The sequence below is a fragment of the Streptomyces sp. NPDC104106 genome, assembly GCF_055584345.1.
The window spans coordinates 398,654-414,183 of record NZ_JBVJMF010000007.1 but is presented as its reverse complement, the minus strand read 5'-3'; the positions used below and the strand labels follow the sequence as shown (position 1 = coordinate 414,183).

The 15,530-nt window shown below is 75.3% G+C and carries 9 protein-coding genes; 6 read left to right on the top strand and 3 right to left on the bottom strand.

Annotation, left to right across the window (positions count from 1 at the left end; genetic code table 11):
• Positions 1-22 precede the first annotated feature (22 nt).
• The 4 genes from ACZ60X_RS19840 (at position 23) to ACZ60X_RS19825 (ending at position 4,754) form a co-directional block, all read left to right on the top strand.
• The gene (locus ACZ60X_RS19840; protein WP_469599952.1) at positions 23-1,300 is read left to right on the top strand and encodes a S53 family peptidase; all 1,278 of its coding nucleotides are present in this window, start codon (positions 23-25) and stop codon (positions 1,298-1,300) included.
• A gap of 340 nt (positions 1,301-1,640) precedes the next feature.
• Positions 1,641-2,273: an RNA polymerase sigma factor gene (locus ACZ60X_RS19835; RefSeq protein ID WP_469599950.1), complete on the top strand. Its 633-nt coding sequence runs from the start codon at positions 1,641-1,643 to the stop codon at positions 2,271-2,273.
• A gap of 233 nt (positions 2,274-2,506) precedes the next feature.
• On the top strand, positions 2,507-3,472 hold the full coding sequence (locus tag ACZ60X_RS19830) for a hypothetical protein (RefSeq protein ID WP_469599948.1): 966 nt from the start codon (positions 2,507-2,509) through the stop codon (positions 3,470-3,472).
• 64 nt (positions 3,473-3,536) lie between these two features.
• Positions 3,537-4,754 (top strand): glycosyltransferase, encoded by a 1,218-nt coding sequence (locus ACZ60X_RS19825; protein WP_469599946.1) that lies wholly within the window; start codon positions 3,537-3,539, stop codon positions 4,752-4,754.
• Between the two features lie 98 nt (positions 4,755-4,852).
• Here ACZ60X_RS19825 and ACZ60X_RS19820 read toward each other — a convergent pair whose 3' ends face one another.
• A complete protein-coding gene (locus tag ACZ60X_RS19820; RefSeq protein WP_469599943.1) occupies positions 4,853-6,181 on the bottom strand; it encodes a C1 family peptidase in 1,329 nt (442 codons plus the stop codon).
• Between the two features lie 202 nt (positions 6,182-6,383).
• On the opposite strand from ACZ60X_RS19820, the gene ACZ60X_RS19815 reads away from it, so the two are divergent.
• Positions 6,384-7,463 (top strand): LPXTG cell wall anchor domain-containing protein, encoded by a 1,080-nt coding sequence (locus tag ACZ60X_RS19815; protein WP_469599941.1) that lies wholly within the window; start codon positions 6,384-6,386, stop codon positions 7,461-7,463.
• A 648-nt stretch (positions 7,464-8,111) separates the two neighbouring features.
• On the opposite strand, the gene ACZ60X_RS19810 is transcribed toward ACZ60X_RS19815, so the two are convergent.
• Entirely contained in the window at positions 8,112-8,885 is a 774-nt protein-coding gene (locus ACZ60X_RS19810) for a VOC family protein (protein ID WP_469599939.1), read from the bottom strand.
• 298 nt (positions 8,886-9,183) lie between these two features.
• On the opposite strand from ACZ60X_RS19810, the gene ACZ60X_RS19805 reads away from it, so the two are divergent.
• On the top strand, positions 9,184-10,125 hold the full coding sequence (locus ACZ60X_RS19805) for an SCO2400 family protein (RefSeq protein WP_469599937.1): 942 nt from the start codon (positions 9,184-9,186) through the stop codon (positions 10,123-10,125).
• A 555-nt stretch (positions 10,126-10,680) separates the two neighbouring features.
• On the opposite strand, the gene ACZ60X_RS19800 is transcribed toward ACZ60X_RS19805, so the two are convergent.
• Positions 10,681-15,501 (bottom strand): DNA repair ATPase, encoded by a 4,821-nt coding sequence (locus ACZ60X_RS19800; RefSeq protein ID WP_469599935.1) that lies wholly within the window; start codon positions 15,499-15,501, stop codon positions 10,681-10,683.
• Positions 15,502-15,530 lie beyond the last annotated feature (29 nt).

The following is a 15,530-nucleotide window of genomic DNA, read 5'->3' as shown; positions in this document are numbered from 1 at the left end:
TCCCCCCACGGAGGGCAGTTCATTGCATTCGCATCGCAGAAGGAACCCGATACGCCGCGGCGCGCCCGCCCTGCTGTCCGCGGCGGCGCTGATCACCGGCGGCCTCGCCGTCGCCTCGCAGTCGGCAGCCTTCGCGACCCCGACCACCTCTTCCGGCTCCACTTCCGCCTCCGCCTCCGCGTCCTCGGTCTCCGCCGCGCACACCCACCGGCTGTGCTCCGAGCCGAGCAAGCCGGGCTACATGGCCTGCCAGGCCGTCGTACGCACCGACCTGAAGACGCAGAAGACCCTCGGCCGCCACGACACCCCCAAGGGCTTCGGGCCGGCCGATCTGCAGGCCGCCTACAACCTGCCCAAGGACGGCGGCAAGGGCGCCACCGTCGCGATCGTCGACGCCAACGACGACCCGAACGCCGAGAAGGACCTGGCGGCCTACCGCTCCCAGTACGGCCTGCCGGAGTGCAGCACGAGCAACGGCTGCTTCAAGAAGACCGACCAGGACGGCGGCTCCAACTATCCGGCCCCGGACGCCGGTTGGGCCGGCGAGATCTCCCTCGACCTCGACATGGTCAGCGCGGCCTGCCCGCAGTGCCACATCCTGCTCGTCGAGGCCAAGTCCGCGAACATGGACGACCTCGGCGCGGCCGTGAACCAGGCCGTCAAGCAGGGCGCCCGTTACGTCTCCAACAGCTACGGCGGCAACGAGGACGCGACCGACGCCAAGGCGGACGACCAGTACTTCAAGCACCCCGGCGTCGCCATCACCGTCAGCTCCGGCGACAGCGGCTACGGCGTCGAGTACCCGGCGGCGTCCCCGTACGTGACCGCCGTGGGCGGCACCTCGCTCAAGAAGGACGGCAGCACCCGCGGCTGGTCCGAGTCCGTGTGGGGCACCTCGGCGGGCGGCGACGGGGCGGGCTCGGGCTGCTCGCAGTACGAGGCCAAGCCGTCCTGGCAGAAGGACACCGGCTGCGGCAAGCGCAGCGTCGCCGACGTCGCGGCCGTCGCCGACCCGGCCACCGGTCTCGCCGTCTACGACACCTACCAGGCGAGCGGCTGGAACGTGTACGGCGGCACCAGCGCCTCCGCCCCGTTCATCGCCGGCGTCTACGCCCTCGCGGGCGCCCCGGGCTCCGGCGACACCCCGGCCTCCTACCCCTACGCCCACCCGGACAAGCTGAACGACGTCACGAGCGGCTCCAACGGCTCGTGCGGCGGCTACCTGTGCCAGGCGGGCAAGGGCTACGACGGCCCGACGGGCCTCGGCACCCCGAACGGGGTCGCGGCCTTCACCAAGTGATCCGCCCCGCCGTCTGACAGACCGCAGCGCCCCGCCGGAGAACCGGCGGGGCGCTGTCCTGTCGGCGGCGCCGGCGCCGGGGGCGTGGAACGGCCGAGCCGGGCAGGGGCCCCGAATGCTCCGTCCCGGGGTCCCGCACCGGCGCCGGCGGCCGGTCGCCCCAGGCTGCGCCCCGTACCGGATCGATCCCGTACTCCGGCGAGCAGCGGGGAGGCGGGGAGCGCCCGGTGCGGGGTGACGTTTCCGCGGCGGCGGACGCTGGTCATAGGGGGCCGTCGACGCGACTGGAACACGGCGGGCGGCAGGAAATCGCTATGAACCGGCGCGAACGAGGACGATCTTGGGCCAGGTACGGCAACCCCGGCGCGTACAGGCGTACGACGGAGAACTGGGCGCGGCGGTCGCACGGGCCCAGGAGGGCGACGAGGCCGCTTTCGCGGTCGCCTACCGGATCGTCCAGCCCGGCCTGCTCGGCTTCCTGCGCGGCATCGTCGGCGACGACGCGGAGGACGTGGCGTCCGACGCCTGGCTGGAGATAGCCCGCGACCTCGGACGTTTCCAGGGTGACGGCGCGGGCTTCCGCGGCTGGACCGCGACGATCGCCCGGCACCGGGCGCTGGACCATCTGCGTCGTCAGCGCGCGCGGCCCCGGGCGGGCGGGACCGAGCAGGACGTACTGGACCTGCCCGGCCCGCACAGCACCCATGAGCAGGCCCTGGAGTCCCTCTCCACCGAGCGGGCCCTGGAACTGGTCCGCGGGCTGCCCCGGGACCAGGCCGAGGCCGTCCTCCTGCGGGTCGTGGTGGGTCTGGACGGCCCCGCCGCCGCGCGCGTCCTCGGCAAGCGCCCGGGTGCGGTGCGCACGGCGGCCCACCGCGGCCTGAAGCGCCTCGCCGGCCAGCTGGGGTTCGCCGGCGTCGCCGGGGAGGGTGTGACGGATGGGGCCGTCCGCACGCTGGGGGAGTCGGCATGAAGGACGACAGCGGACCGGCGAACGGGCAGCCGGGTGGCGCCCCGCGCCGGACGAGCGGAATCCGGCGCCCCTCACCGTACGTACGGAGTCTGTCGGACAGGAGCGGAACCGGACATGAGGCGGAAGCGGACATGAGCGAAGGGCTGAGCGGCGGACGTCCGCTCGGCGGGGTCCCGGACCGTCGGCGGGGATCCGACGGCGCTCTGTCCGTCCCCCGGTACGGACGTGGCACCGTGCCGGACACCTCGGACCTGGAAACGGTCCTGGCCGCCGCCCTCCGCGTGGACGACGTCGACCCCCGGGCCGAGCAGCGGGCCGTGGCCGCCTTCCGGGCCGCCCGCGATACGGGCGCGCACCGGGCGCGCCCCCGGCGCCGCGACGACTGGCGGCTGCCCGGGGAGCGCCGGGCCCGGCACTCCGTGAAGATGACGCTCGCAGTGGTGTTCGCGAGTCTCACCCTGGGAGGTGTCGCCGTCGCGGCCATCGGTTCCGCCGGCTCCTTCGGCGACGGCGCCGACGGCGGCCGGAGCGCCACCGGGACGCATCCGTCGGCGGCCGCTCCCGGCACACCGGGCGGCCCGGCCTCCGCCGCCTCCTCGGCGCCCTCCGGCGGCCCCAGGCCGACGGACGGCCCGGCACCGGCCCAGGACACCGAGGCCCGCTGCCGCGCCTACGCGCGGCTGCGCGGCCTCGGCAGGACGCTGGACGCGGCTGCCTGGCAGTGGCTCGTCTCGGCGGCCGGCGGCAAGGACGAGGTCGCCGCGTACTGCTCGGCGCAGCTGTCCCGGGCGACGGCCGAGCCGCACGGTTCCGCCGACCCGGGCAGGTCCGACGAGGGCGCCGGCAACGGTACGGGCGCCTCCGGCGACTCCGGTGACTCCGGTGACTCCGGTGACTCTGCCGACTCCGGCAACTCGGGCGACTCCGGCAACGGCAACTCCGGCGACTCCGGTCACCGTGCGTCCGGCAACTCCGGCAAGGGTGGGTCCGGCCAGGCGGGCGGCTCTGGTGACTCAGGGGGCTCCGGCAGCTCGGGCGCAAACGGAAGCTCCGGCAACGGCACGTCCGGCTCCAGCTCCGGCGGGGCGACCGGCACCGGCGGAAACGGAGGGTCGGACGGAAACGGCGGATCGGGCGGGCACGGAGGCTCGGGCGGAAACGGAGGCTCGGGCGACCAGGGCGGCGGAAAACACAAGTAGCCCGCCCCCTGGGCGGGCGACGACGCGGCTTACGTTCGCGCCCTCGGCTGGGGACAATCGCGGTATGCGGGTTGTGGTCGTCACTGCCGGTTCGCGGGGGGACGTAGCGCCGTTCACCGGGCTGGGCCGGCGGCTGCTGGAGGCCGGGCACGAGGTCGCCGTGGCCGCCCACGCCCCCTTCGCGCCGCTGGTCACGGCGTGCGGTCTCGCGTACCGGGAGCTTCCGGGAGACCCCCAGCGGCTGATCCGGTCGCGAGGCCGGGCGGGATCACCGGCCGAGGCCCGGGCGGTGATGACGGCCTTTCTGGACGGTCTCGCCGACGGCGTGGCGGCGGCCGTGGCGGGCGGAGCCGATCTGCTGCTGACCGCCTTCGGGCCGTCGGCGTTCACCCAGGCGGCCGGGGAGGCGTACGGCATCCCCGTGCTCGGCACCTATCTCGCACCGGCCTTCGCCACCCGGGAGTTTCCCCTGCCGGGCGCCGCGGCGACCGAGGACGGACTGGGTCCCGACGGCAATCTCGCCGCCGGGCGGGCGGTGCTCCGGCGCGGGGGCGTGCTCTTCGCGGGGGCCGCGGCCCGGCTGCGTGACCGCCTCGGCCTGCCGGCCGGAGCGCCGTCGGCACCGCTCGGGCAGCACGGGCCCGTCCTGCACGGCTTCAGTCCGCGGGTGGTGCCGCGCCCGGCGGACTGGCCGGCGGGGGTCGACGTGGTGGGCTACTGGTGGCCCGCCCGGCCGCGCGGCTGGCAGCCGCCGCCCGAGCTGGTCGACTTCCTCCAGGCCGGTCCGGCCCCGGTGTTCGTCGGCTTCGGCAGCATGGCGCCGGGCGAGGGCGAGCGGCTCGGCACGCTCGTGGCCACCGCGGCGCGGCGGGCCCGGGTGCGCGCGGTGGTGCAGGCGGGGTGGGCCGGGCTGAGCGGAGCGGGCGACGACGTGCTGACCGTCGGCGAGCTCCCCCACGACTGGCTGTTCCCCCGGACGGCCGCCGTCGTCCACCACGCCGGGGCGGGCACCACCGGTGCCGGGCTGCGGGCCGGGGTGCCCGCCGTGCCGGTACCGGTCATGGCCGACCAGCCGTTCTGGGCGGCGCGTCTGCACCGGCTGGGCGTCGCGCCCCGGCCGCTGCCGTTCCGCGACCTCACCGCCGAGAACCTGGCCGCCGCGATCACGGCCGCCGGCGCCGAGCCGCTGCGCCGCCGCGCGGCCGCCCTCGCCCGGCTCATGGCCACCGAGGACGGTGCCGCCGCCGTCCTGACCCACCTCGCCGAGAACCCCCCGCGCTGACCGGCGAGCGCGCCCCGCCGGCAACCCCGCCACCCCAGCCACCCCCCACCTCATCCACCCCATCCGCCCCGCACCCCACCGGGCACCCCTCATCCGCGTCAGTGCGCCAAGGCGCCCATCGGGTCCCAGGCGGGGAGGACGATCGGTGGCTCGTCGAGGGCGGCGGCCAGGTCCGGTGGGAGGGCGGAGCGGCGGACGGCGATCTCGAAGACGTGCTCGCCGAACCACGAGTCGTTCATGGTCCAAAAGCCCCTGTCGGCCTTCTCCTCGCCCCAGCTGTTCTCCACCCGCCAGCGGCGCGGGGCGCCGTCCACCACGTCGACGCCGGTGAAGAGCATCGCGTGGGTCATCTCCGTGTCGTGGTGCAGCAGCCGGGCGGCCTTGTCCATGGTGAAAGGGGTGTCGTAGACGGCCGCGTAGTCGAAGAGGGCGGCGTCCCAGACGCCGGCGTCCGCGCGCATCATCTTGGTCACGTCGCAGCCGAACCACACCGGCTCGCCGCCCACGATCGCCTCCATGGCCAGCCGCTTCAGTAGCTCCATCTCGACGTTGAGGTAGACCACCGGCGGGGCGTCCACGACATTGCCGAGGTACTCGACGGTGAAGGTGCGGCCGACCGGGCTCGACTCCCGCGGGTCGTGCACCAGGCAGACGTACTCGTCCAGCGGCAGCTGCACGTACGACGCGGCGAACTGCGCCGGGGTGAGCCAGCCGTCGCGGTGGAACCGCTTGTCCTTGTCCTCCCACTGCCACAGGAACCGCTGCGGGGGCGTGCCGAGGTGGATGCTGAGCACGCGGTGGACGGCGGCCAGCACCTCCCGCTTGTACGCGCGCTGCGCCGCCGCGCCCTCGGCGGCCCGGCCGCGCAGGTCGCGGGCGCCCTGGCGGAGCAGGGTCTTCAGGGCCCGGTTCATCGCCCGGGTCGCGGAGGAGCTGTCGGTCTCCGGCATGGCCGACTTGGGCACCAGGCCGTGCTTGGCGACCAGGGCCACGAACATGTTCCACTGCCCGCCGTCACCGATCGGGTCCGTCAGCAGGCGCGCCACCGTACGGTCGTCCACGTCCCGGTCCGAGGTCTCGATGACCGCCTCCAGGAAGTGGTTCGCCCGCTCGAACTTGTCCCACCAGAGGAGGTAGTTCTGCGAGAACTCGAAGTCCTTCACCCCGAGCTTGCGCGCGGCGCCGACCCGCAGCAGGTTGAGTCCGGCGAACATCCAGCAGCGCCCGCTCTGCTTCTGGTTGGTGGCCTTCCAGTCGTCCAGGTGGTGGGAGACGGAGTGGTCGATGCCGGTGAGGACCCGCCGGTCGAGGGCGATGTCGTCCACCGGGGTCTGGGTGACCGCGTTCTGCATCAGCCGGTTCGCCGGCCGGGCGGCGAACTCCTTCTCGAAGACATCGACTTGATCCGGGGTCAGGCTTCGGTCCATGGTCCTCACCGTCGCACGCCTGTTCAGCCGGGGTCAACGCATAATTCACGACCGGTGACGGAGGGTGACCTGGAACGGACCGCTGGCACCATCGGGGAGTGGTCCAGATCACATAAAGATCCCGTGAGGGCTTGGGCAACTCTTTACGGTCGGCGTAGGTCTTGTTTGCGAACACATCAGCCACTCCTGCCCTGAGGTTCGTATGAAGCTTCGCCGTTCCCTGGCCCTCGCCGCCGCGACGGCCGCCATCGCCCCGGCCGTCCTGCTCGCGGCCCCGGCCGCCCACGCGTCCGACGGCGACAACTCGACGCCCACGGTCGCCGAGTCGACCCCGGGCCAGGACGAGGCCACGCCCACCGCGGGCGGGACCACGCCGGGCGCCGACGACTCGGCTCCGCCGGCGCAGGACTCCTCGCCCACGCAGTCGGCGCCCGCCGGCCAGGGAAGCAGCCCGGCCCCCGCCGGGTCGACCCCGGCCGCCGGCGACTCCAGCCCGGCCACCTCCTCCTCGCCGGCGCCCACCGCCTCGGCGTCCGTCTCGGCCTCGCCCTCCCCGTCGCCCTCCGGGTTCCCGGGCCAGTGCGCCGACTCCGACGAGCCGAAGTTCGACGACAGCCTGCGGACCAGCCTGTCCGGCCTGCCCTCGAAGATCGTCGCCGGCAGCGGCTTCCACGGCTTCGAGCTGCACGTGAAGAACACCGGCGACCACGCCTACAAGCGCGTCGACCTCGGTGTCTTCGCCGCCCAGACGGGCCAGGACGACTACTTCATCGACACCAGCCACCTCACGCTCCAGTACCAGGACCCGTCCTCCGGCGCTTGGCACGACATCTCCCTGGACGACAGCGACGCGGGCGCCGGCTACCTCGGCTACACCGACGTCAAGGCCAAGGAGTCCTTCTCCGTCAAGCTGCGGCTGAGCGTCGACAAGACGGCACCGGCCGGCCTCGGCTTCGCCATCAGCATCGGCATGTACGCCGACGACAAGGGCAACTGCGTCTACTCCGGCGACGACAGCTACTACGAGTTCGACGTCCTCAAGGCCGGCTCCCACCCCGGCGAGCCCGGTGACGCCAAGCCGCAGGGCGGCAAGAAGCCGCTGCCGAAGACGCAGCCCGCCGGCAACACCAGGATCGAGCCCCAGGGCCACCTCGCCGAGACCGGCACCGGCTCCGCCCTGCCCCTGATCGCCCTCACGGGCGGCGCCGCGGTCGCCCTCGGCGCGGGCGCGGTCTTCATCGTCCGCCGCCGCAAGGCCTCCGGCACCGACGCCACGGTCTGACCGGCACCGACGCCACGGTCTGACCCGTCCCACCGGACCCGCCCGCCGCACCGGGTACGCCGGGGGCGGCGTGCGCGCAGTGCCGGCCGCGGCGTGCGCGCAGTGCCGGCCGCGGCGTGCGCGCAGTGCCGGCCGCGGCGTGCGCGCAGTGCCGGCCGCGCGGGCCGCGTGGGACGCCGGCCGCACGCGGGCGCCGGTCCCACGGGGGCGGCACGCGCGGAGTACCGGGTGCGCCGGGGGCGGCGCGCGCCGGTCCCTCGGGGGCACGCGGGCGCGAGTCGCACGCGGGCGCCGGTCCCACGGGGCGGCGCGCGGAGCACCGGGTACGCCGGGGCGGCGCGCGCGGAGTGCCGGGTACGCCGGGGGCGGCGCGCGCCGGTCCCTCGGGGGCACCAGTCATACGGAGCGCCGGTACCCCCGAGGCGGCACGCGCGAAGTGCCGGGTACGCCGGCTGCATGGGACGCCGGTCGCACGCGAGCGCCAGTCGTACGGGGCTCCAGTCATACGTACGGAGCGCCGGTCGTGTGGAGGCTCCAGTCCTACGGGGCGCGTCAGGGGCTCTTGCCCGGCGCGCCGCCCAGGCCGAGGGGCGTCGCCTGTCGGCCACGGCGGCCGCACCCGGCACCGGATTCGTCGGCCGCTCCCGCCTAGGCCTGCTGTCTCGGGTTCGGTCGCAGGACGGCGAACACGGCTTCGGCCGGGTCGGCCAGCCAGGCGACGCGGCCGACGTCGGGCACGTCGGCCGGGGGCATCAGGACCGTGCCGCCGTTGTCGTGGGCCGCGGTGGCGGTCGCGTCCGCGTCGGCCACCGCGAAATACGGCACCCACCGCGCGTCCTGGCCGTCCCTGAGCGGCGCCACACCGCCGAAGGCGCCTTCCTGCTGGTCGCCGTCGGCGATGCTCAGCACCCGGTACGTCATGCCCGGCGCCGACATCTCCGCCGAGCGCCAGCCGAAGAGCCGCCGGTAGAAGGCGAGGGCCGCCTCGGGGTCGGCGACATGCAGCTCCACCCACACCAGCGCGTTGTCCTCCGACGTCCGCTGCAGTCCCATGCCGGACTGGAGCACGGCGAACCGGGCGCCCTGGGGATCGGTGAACTGCGCCATGGAGGCCTCGCCCATGCTCACCGGCGCCACCCGCACCGTGCCGCCGGACGAGGTCACGTCGTCCACTGCGGCCCCGATGTCGTCGGCCCGGAAGTACGTCATCCAGGCGGACCGCGCACCCTCCTCGGTCAGCCGGCCGGCCGCGGCCACCGTCGCACCCTCCTGCTGGAAGAAGCCGTAGCCGCCCGCGTCGGGGCCCGCCGACGCGAACCGCCAGCCGAACACCGCGCCGTAGAAGGCGGCGGCCCGGTCGATGTCGGGGCTGCCGAGGTCGAGCCAGACGGGTGAGCCGGTACGGAAATCTGTGCCGAGCATGCGTTTCCTCCTGCCGATCCGGTGCGGAGCCGCCCGCCACTATGCCGACCGTCCCGGCAGGCGCCGGCGCACCGGCCGGGGCGCCCGGCGGGTTTCACCCTGCTGGCTGGGCCGGGAGCGGGACGGTCAGGGCCGTGGCATATGCCGGCGGCCGAGAATCTGCGCAGGAGTGCCACACCGACTGCACACAGCCTTTCGAAAGGCTCGTTAGCGTGTGGGGTCGCTCGATCTCCCGTACGAGCGTGACCAGGCCGTGGCCCCGGTGGCCGACGGCGCAGTCAACTCAGGAAGACCGCAGATGGACTACTGCTCCTCGTGCCGCCGGCACCTCAACGGTGCCCTGGTCTGTCCCGGGTGCGGCGCCTACGCCCCGGACATCGCCCCGCCCGGCGCCGCCGGGTACACCGGCGCGCACGCCGCCCCCACACCCCCTTCACACCTGCCGGTCACCGACACCGGTCGCTGGTTCGACGACGTGCCGCCCGCCGGCCCGGCCGAGTACGGCACCGAGGCGGCGACGGCCGCAGTGGCGGCGCCAGCGGCGGACCCGGCGGACGCCGCCGTCGCCGATGTCACGGACGCGCCCCCGGCCCCGCAGGGGCGGGCGGCCCGGCGGCGGCAACTGGCCCGCTGGAAGAAGAGCCAGCGCCGCGCCGTGGTGGCGACCGCCGTCGCGCTCGTCGGGGGCGGTCTGACGCTCTCCTCGATGGACCGCGGCTCCGGCGACCGCGCCCAGGCGGCCACCGCACCGGACAACCACAGCATGGGCCTCGGCCAGGAACGCCCCGCCTCCCCCGGCGGACCGGCGTCCGCGACGCCGACCGCGTCCGCCCCGCGCCACAAGGCCGCGCCCGGCACCTCCCCCGCGCAGGCTCCGGCCGGCTCCACCGGCTCCCGCACCTACGTCGCCCAGCAGCCCGCCCACGCCTCCGCGCCCCGCACGGCGGCCTCGGTCAGCAGGCCGGACAGCGTCCCCACGACGCCCCGCCCGACGGGCACCGCGGCGCAGAGCGCCCCCATCTCCTCGGGGCAGGGCGGCACCGCCTCCGCCTCCGGTACGGCGACGGGCGGCACGGGCTCGACGTCCGTCCCGCCCCCCAGCACGGGCACCAGCACCGGCACCTCCGCCGGCTCCGGCCAGACCTCGACCTCGACGTCCTCTTCCTCGTCGTCCTCGCCGTCCTCCCCCTCGTCCCCCTCCTCCAACCAGCTCTGCCTCGTCCTGGTCTGCCTCGGCTGACCTCACCACGGCCTTCCCGGCCCGGTGATCAGTGTGGTGCCGGTTCAGTGTCGCGCTGCCCTGCCGTTGCCGATGTTTACGACGGCACGGGCAGGGACCACGAGCGCCGGAATGTGCCTCCGGGCACGTCGTCGGCGCGGAGGCGGTGGCCTGATGGACGCGAGCCCCGAGCGCCCCGAGGCGGGACCGGGACGGCGGCAGCCGGTTCGGATGTGCGTCCGCTGCAACGTCACCACCGATCAGCCGGTCGTCGTCTCCGAGGTGCACGCCAACACCGGGCCCGGCTTCAACGTGTACGCCTGCCCGGACTGCGCAACCCACTTCCCGCCCCAGCCGGAGTACTCGTCCTGCCCCCCCGCTCCTGCCGTGCGGGGGGTGAGCCGTGAGCGCGCCCACCCCGGCGGACGCGTCGGCGCGGTCGGCCGAGTGCACGCTCGCCACGCGCCACGAGTACGAAGACCTGCACGCCTGGTGCCGTCAGACGAGGACGTGCCCCTGCCCCACGGCAAGGGCCTGCGATGAACACCCGACCCCGCCGCCGTAGGGGATACCGCCTCACCGCTCCTGTCCGTCGCCGCGGACCCTGCTGATCGCCGATTCCACCGCCGCGATCCGGTCCGCCAGCAACCCCAAGGCGGCCACGGCGCGCGTCACCGGATCGTCCTCGGGGCCGCCGAGCGTGCGGGCGCGGACGTGGGCCCTCTTCACCTCGGCCCAGCGCGCCGCCTGGCCGGCGTCCAGCGAGTCGCGCAGTTCGGCCAGCTTCAGCAGGTTGGCCTCGGCGCCGGTGGTGAGGGTCTGGGCCTCGGCGGTGTAGTGGTCCTGGACGACGGCCTCGCGCTCGGCGTCGTTCATGACCGGGCGCAGCCGCTGGGCGATGCGGTTCATGTCGCGGTAGGAGCCCTGGAGGCGGAACGGGGGTTCCGTGCGGGCGGCCTCGGACTGGGCGGCGGAGGCGATGTAGGCCGCGTTCACGGCCAGCACCGTCTCGCGGACGGCGACGGCATGGCGCAACACGGCCAGCACACGCTCCAGTTCGGCCGCCGGCAGCGGCTGGGCGAGACGGTCCGCGCGGGCCGTGGGGTCGCCGGCGGCCAGCCGGACGAGCTGGTCGAGGTCGGCGCGGTCGCGGGCGGCGAGCGGGGCGAGGACCGGGTTGGCGGTGAGGGCGTTCTCCAGGAAGCTGAGCGCGAAGACGTCCTCCTTGCCGGTGAGGACGTCCCCGAGGTTCCACACGTCGGCCCGGTTGGCGAGCATGTCGGGGATGCGGAAGCGCTCACCGGACTCGGTGTAGGGGTTGCCGGCCATGCACACCGCGAACCGCTTGCCGCGCAGGTCGTAGGAGCGCGGCTCGCCGTCCCAGACGCCGTCCACCCGGCGCGTGGCGTCGCACAGCGGGATGAACTTCTGCAGCAGCTCGGGCGAGGTGTGCTGGATGTCGTCCATGTACAAGAGCGTGTTGTTGCCCGCCGCCAGCGCGAAGTTGATCTTCTCGATCTCGTGCCGGGCGGTGGCGTTCGGGGCGTCGGCCGGGTCCAGCGAGGTGACCGCGTGGCCGAGCGCCGGGCCGCTGACCTTGACCAGCATCAGGCCGAGCCGGTCGGCGACGTACTCCATGAGCGTGGTCTTGCCGTAGCCGGGCGGGGAGACGAGCAGGAGCAGCCCGCCGGTGTCCGTGCGCTTGGAGTCGCCGGTGGTGCCGAGCTGGCGGGCCAGGCTGTCGCCGACCAGCGGCAGGTACACCTCGTCCACCAGCCGGTTGCGCACGAACGCCGACATCACCCGGGGGCGGTGGTCGGCCAGGCGGAGCCGGTCGCGTTCGGTCGCCACCAGGGCCGTACGGCGGCGCTGGTAGGCGCGGAAGGCGGGGACCTCCTCGGCCGTGAAGCGGGCCGTGCGGGCGAGGAACTCGTCGATCCGCAGGGCGAGCCGGCCGGACGTCAGGCGTGGGTGCGCGCCCAGCAGCCCCTCGGCCGTCGCCGTGAGCAGGGCGTCGCCGTCGTAGCGGGGCAGGCCGGGGCACAGCTCCGCGGCCACCGCCTCCGCCAGCTCGCCGGGGCCCGCCTCGGTGCCGGTCGCTGCGGCGTACGCGCCGAGCCAGGCCGCGACCACCTGCCGGCGCGCGGCGAGGCCGGGCAGGTCGCGCAGGTCGTCGTCGCCGTAGCGTCCGCCGGCGTGGCGGAACTTCTCCAGCAGGGTGCGCGCCCCGACCCCGAGCACGAAGCCGTCGGGACCGCAGGTCAGCTCCTCGAAGAGGTACGCGGCCGCCGGGCCGCCCGGCGCGGCCGGGTCCCACGCCTCGATCGCCGCCGCCAGCTCCCGCTCCAGCTCGCCGACCGCCGGTACGGCGCCGAAGGCGTCCCGGGCGCGGGCCAGTGACACCGCGCGCCGGGTCCAGGCCGTGCGGTCCCGCGGCGTCGTGCCGTGCGTCCAGAACAGCTGGGCGGCGGCGCGGGCGGCGGGTTCGTGGCGCAGGGTGCCGGCGCCCTCGTACAGCGGCAGCAGGGCCTGGAGCACGACCGTCGCGTCATGGTCGTGGACACCGCGCTCGTACCCCTCGTCGTACGCCTCCTGCGCCGCCCGGCGCACGAGGCCGGGCAGGTCGTCGGCGGCGGCGAGGGCGGCCGGTCCGTGCTCGGCGAGCAGCCGGGCCGCCAGGTACTCGGCGCGGTACACCTGCGGCGACTCGGACGGCAGGTGGCGCTCCCAGTAGGGGCGGTACGCCGCGAAGTCGGGGTCGGTGACCGGGGCGCGGTAGTCGGTGCCGGTCACCGCGAAGGCGAGGGCGTCGCCGTGCGGGACGAGGGTGAGGTCGAGCGGCTGGGTGTTGACGGCGAAGCGGTGGCCGCCGAGCAGCAGGGTGCGGCCGTCGTCGGTGTACAGGTCGGTGCGGTCGCGCAGGGCGCGGGCGGCCTCCTGGCGGGCGGACTTCAGCCGGCCGTCGAGTTCCTCGGCGCGCACGCTGTCGCCGAGGGCGCGCAGTTCGCCGCCGGTGCGGCGGACCTTGCCGACCAGCGGGTCGGAGGCGAAGTAGGTGGTGACCGCCTCGGTGTCCGGGAGCGCGGCCGCGCGGCGGGCGATCGTCTCCAGCATGCGGCCGGCCGAGACGGCGAGCTGTTCGGCGCGGCGGGCGCGGGCGTCGGCGAGGGACTGCTTGCGGGCGGCGAAGGCCTCGTAGACCTCGGTGCGCCGGTCGGCGAGTTCGGCGAGGAAGTCGTCGAACTCGGCGAACCGGCCGTCCAGGTCCTCCAGCCGGCCGAGCACGGCGGCGAGTTGGTCGTCGCACTCCTGCGGGGTGCCGCAGGCGCCGAGCGCGGCGGTGAGGCCCTGCGCGAGCAGCGCGGTCTCGGCGGCGAACTCCGCCCTGCCCTCGTGGTCCTTCAGGGCGCGGCGGCGGGCGTCGAGGGTCGCCCGGGCCCGGTTGACCCCGCCCAGGACGTCGGCGATCCGCTCCAGCACGGCCGTGCGGACTGTGGCGTCGGCGATGTCGAGGCCGGTGACGACCTCGGTGACCGTGCGCAGCCCGTCGGCGAGGTCGTCCAGCCGGGCGGCGACGGGCGCGGCACCGGCCACGGTCTCGACGGCGGCGGCCTCGGTGACGAGCCGCTCGACCTCCTCCCGCTGCCCGGTGAAGGCGTCCTCGCGGGCGAGGAACGCCACCGCCCGCCGCCCGAACACGGCGAGGTCGTCCTCGGCGCCGGAGGCCAGCGCGGCGAGCCGCTCGGCGTCGACGTAGCGCAGCTCCCCCAGGGTGAGCAGGTGGCCGTGGGCGTGCCGCAGCTCGGTCAGTCCGCGTACCCAGGCGGCGGCCTCGCGCGGGGCCTCGCCGCGCAGCCGCCGCACGACGGCGGCGATCCGCTCGGCCGCCTCGTCCAGGGCCTCGGCGGCCTGCCGGGTCAACTCCCGCACGGTCTCGAACTCGGCCAGCACCTGCTCGGCGGTGGCGCGCACCTCGGCCAACGGGGCGGCCAGCGCGCCGAGTTCGGGGTCGGTGAGCCAGTGGTGGGTGTCGGCGGCGCGTACGCAGGCGGCGGTCAGCGCCCGGTAGCCCGCGCCGGTCTCGATCCCGTCGGCGACCAGCCGGGCCACGGAGAGGCAGTCGGCGAGCCCCCGGACGAGGTCGGCGTTGCCGACGCGGGCGAGGGCGCCGGTGCCGGTGCGCAGGGCGGCGGCGTGGGTGTCGGAGACGTACGGCGAGGTCCACCACTGCAGCGGGTGGGTGTGCGCGGGCTCGTCGCCGCCGTCGCGCAGCACGGCGAGCGCCCCGTCCTCGAACAGCGCCCAGCCCCGGCACGGCAGCGGGGTCGCCACCTCCTTGCGCAGGGTGTTGTACGGCAGCAGCAGGGCGCGCCCGCCGGCCCGGGAGCGGAACGCGTACAGCACGTCCTCGCCGTTCGGTGCGCGCACCTCCCGCTCGAACTCCAGGCCGCGCACGTCGAGTTCGTACGACTTGTGGCCACCGCCGGCGAGGACGTACCCGCCGGGGAACACGATGCCCTGCTCCTCGGGCAGCCGCCGGCACGCCTGCCCGATCCCGTCGAGCCGGACGACGCTGCGGGTCAGCGTGTCGAAGACCAGGTACCGGTCGGCGTCCTCCTTGTACGGCCGGACCCGCAGCAGCACCAGCGGTCCCGCCTGGGCGTGCGCGACGGCCGCGTCCGCGAGGGCCTGCAGGGGCTCCTGCACGGGCTCGCTGAGCAGCGGCTCCGCGACGTCCGGGGTGCGCACGGTGAGGTGGCCGCCGACGGTGGTCACCGCGAGCCCGCCCGGCACGGCCACGTACGGGTCGCGGCCCTCGCGGCCGAGGACGTGGTCCTCGCGGGTGGTCTCGGTCCAGGTGACGTCCTGGCCGGGCGGGAAGACGTCGTCGCGGTCGCCGCGCGCGTCCAGGAACGCCACCCGGCCGTCGTCGGCGACGCTCCAGCGCAGGACGCGCACGTCGTCGGCCTTCTCGCCGGTGCGGAACACCGCCAGCAGCCGGCCCTCGACCCGGCGCAGCCGCAGCAGGCTCGCTCCGCGGTAGTAACGGTGCAGCGCGCCGGACTCCCGCACGAACGCGGGGTCGTCGAGGAGGCCGGGGACGGTGTCGGGGGGCAGCCGCTCGCCGTCCCGGCCGTACAGCGCGAGTACGTCGTCGGCGCTGCCCGTTCCGCCGAAGAGCAGCGCGTTCCCTACGGCCACGATGTCGCTCGGGGCGCACGGGTGCTCGCTGCGGAGGCGAGCGGTGGACGCGAGGGCGAGCCGCGCCGAGCCGAACTCCTCGGCCCGGCGGTCGTTGAGATCCCCGGCCCGCCGGGCCAGCTCGGCGGCATGCCCGGCGAGCCGGTCGCGGAGCACCTCGTAGGTACCGGGGTCGACGGCACCATCGGTTGCCATGGCGGATGGGTTTCCCTTCGTGGACTGTG

Excerpts from the sequence above, each read along its gene's own strand:
- ACZ60X_RS19825 (WP_469599946.1), top strand. The coding sequence starts at position 3,537 with ATGCGGGTTGTGGTCGTCACTGCCGGTTCGCGGGGGGACGTAGCGCCG.
- ACZ60X_RS19820 (WP_469599943.1), bottom strand. The coding sequence starts at position 6,181 with ATGGACCGAAGCCTGACCCCGGATCAAGTCGATGTCTTCGAGAAGGAG.
- ACZ60X_RS19815 (WP_469599941.1), top strand. The coding sequence starts at position 6,384 with ATGAAGCTTCGCCGTTCCCTGGCCCTCGCCGCCGCGACGGCCGCCATC.
- ACZ60X_RS19810 (WP_469599939.1), bottom strand. The coding sequence starts at position 8,885 with ATGCTCGGCACAGATTTCCGTACCGGCTCACCCGTCTGGCTCGACCTC.
- ACZ60X_RS19805 (WP_469599937.1), top strand. The coding sequence starts at position 9,184 with ATGGACTACTGCTCCTCGTGCCGCCGGCACCTCAACGGTGCCCTGGTC.
- ACZ60X_RS19800 (WP_469599935.1), bottom strand. The coding sequence starts at position 15,501 with ATGGCAACCGATGGTGCCGTCGACCCCGGTACCTACGAGGTGCTCCGC.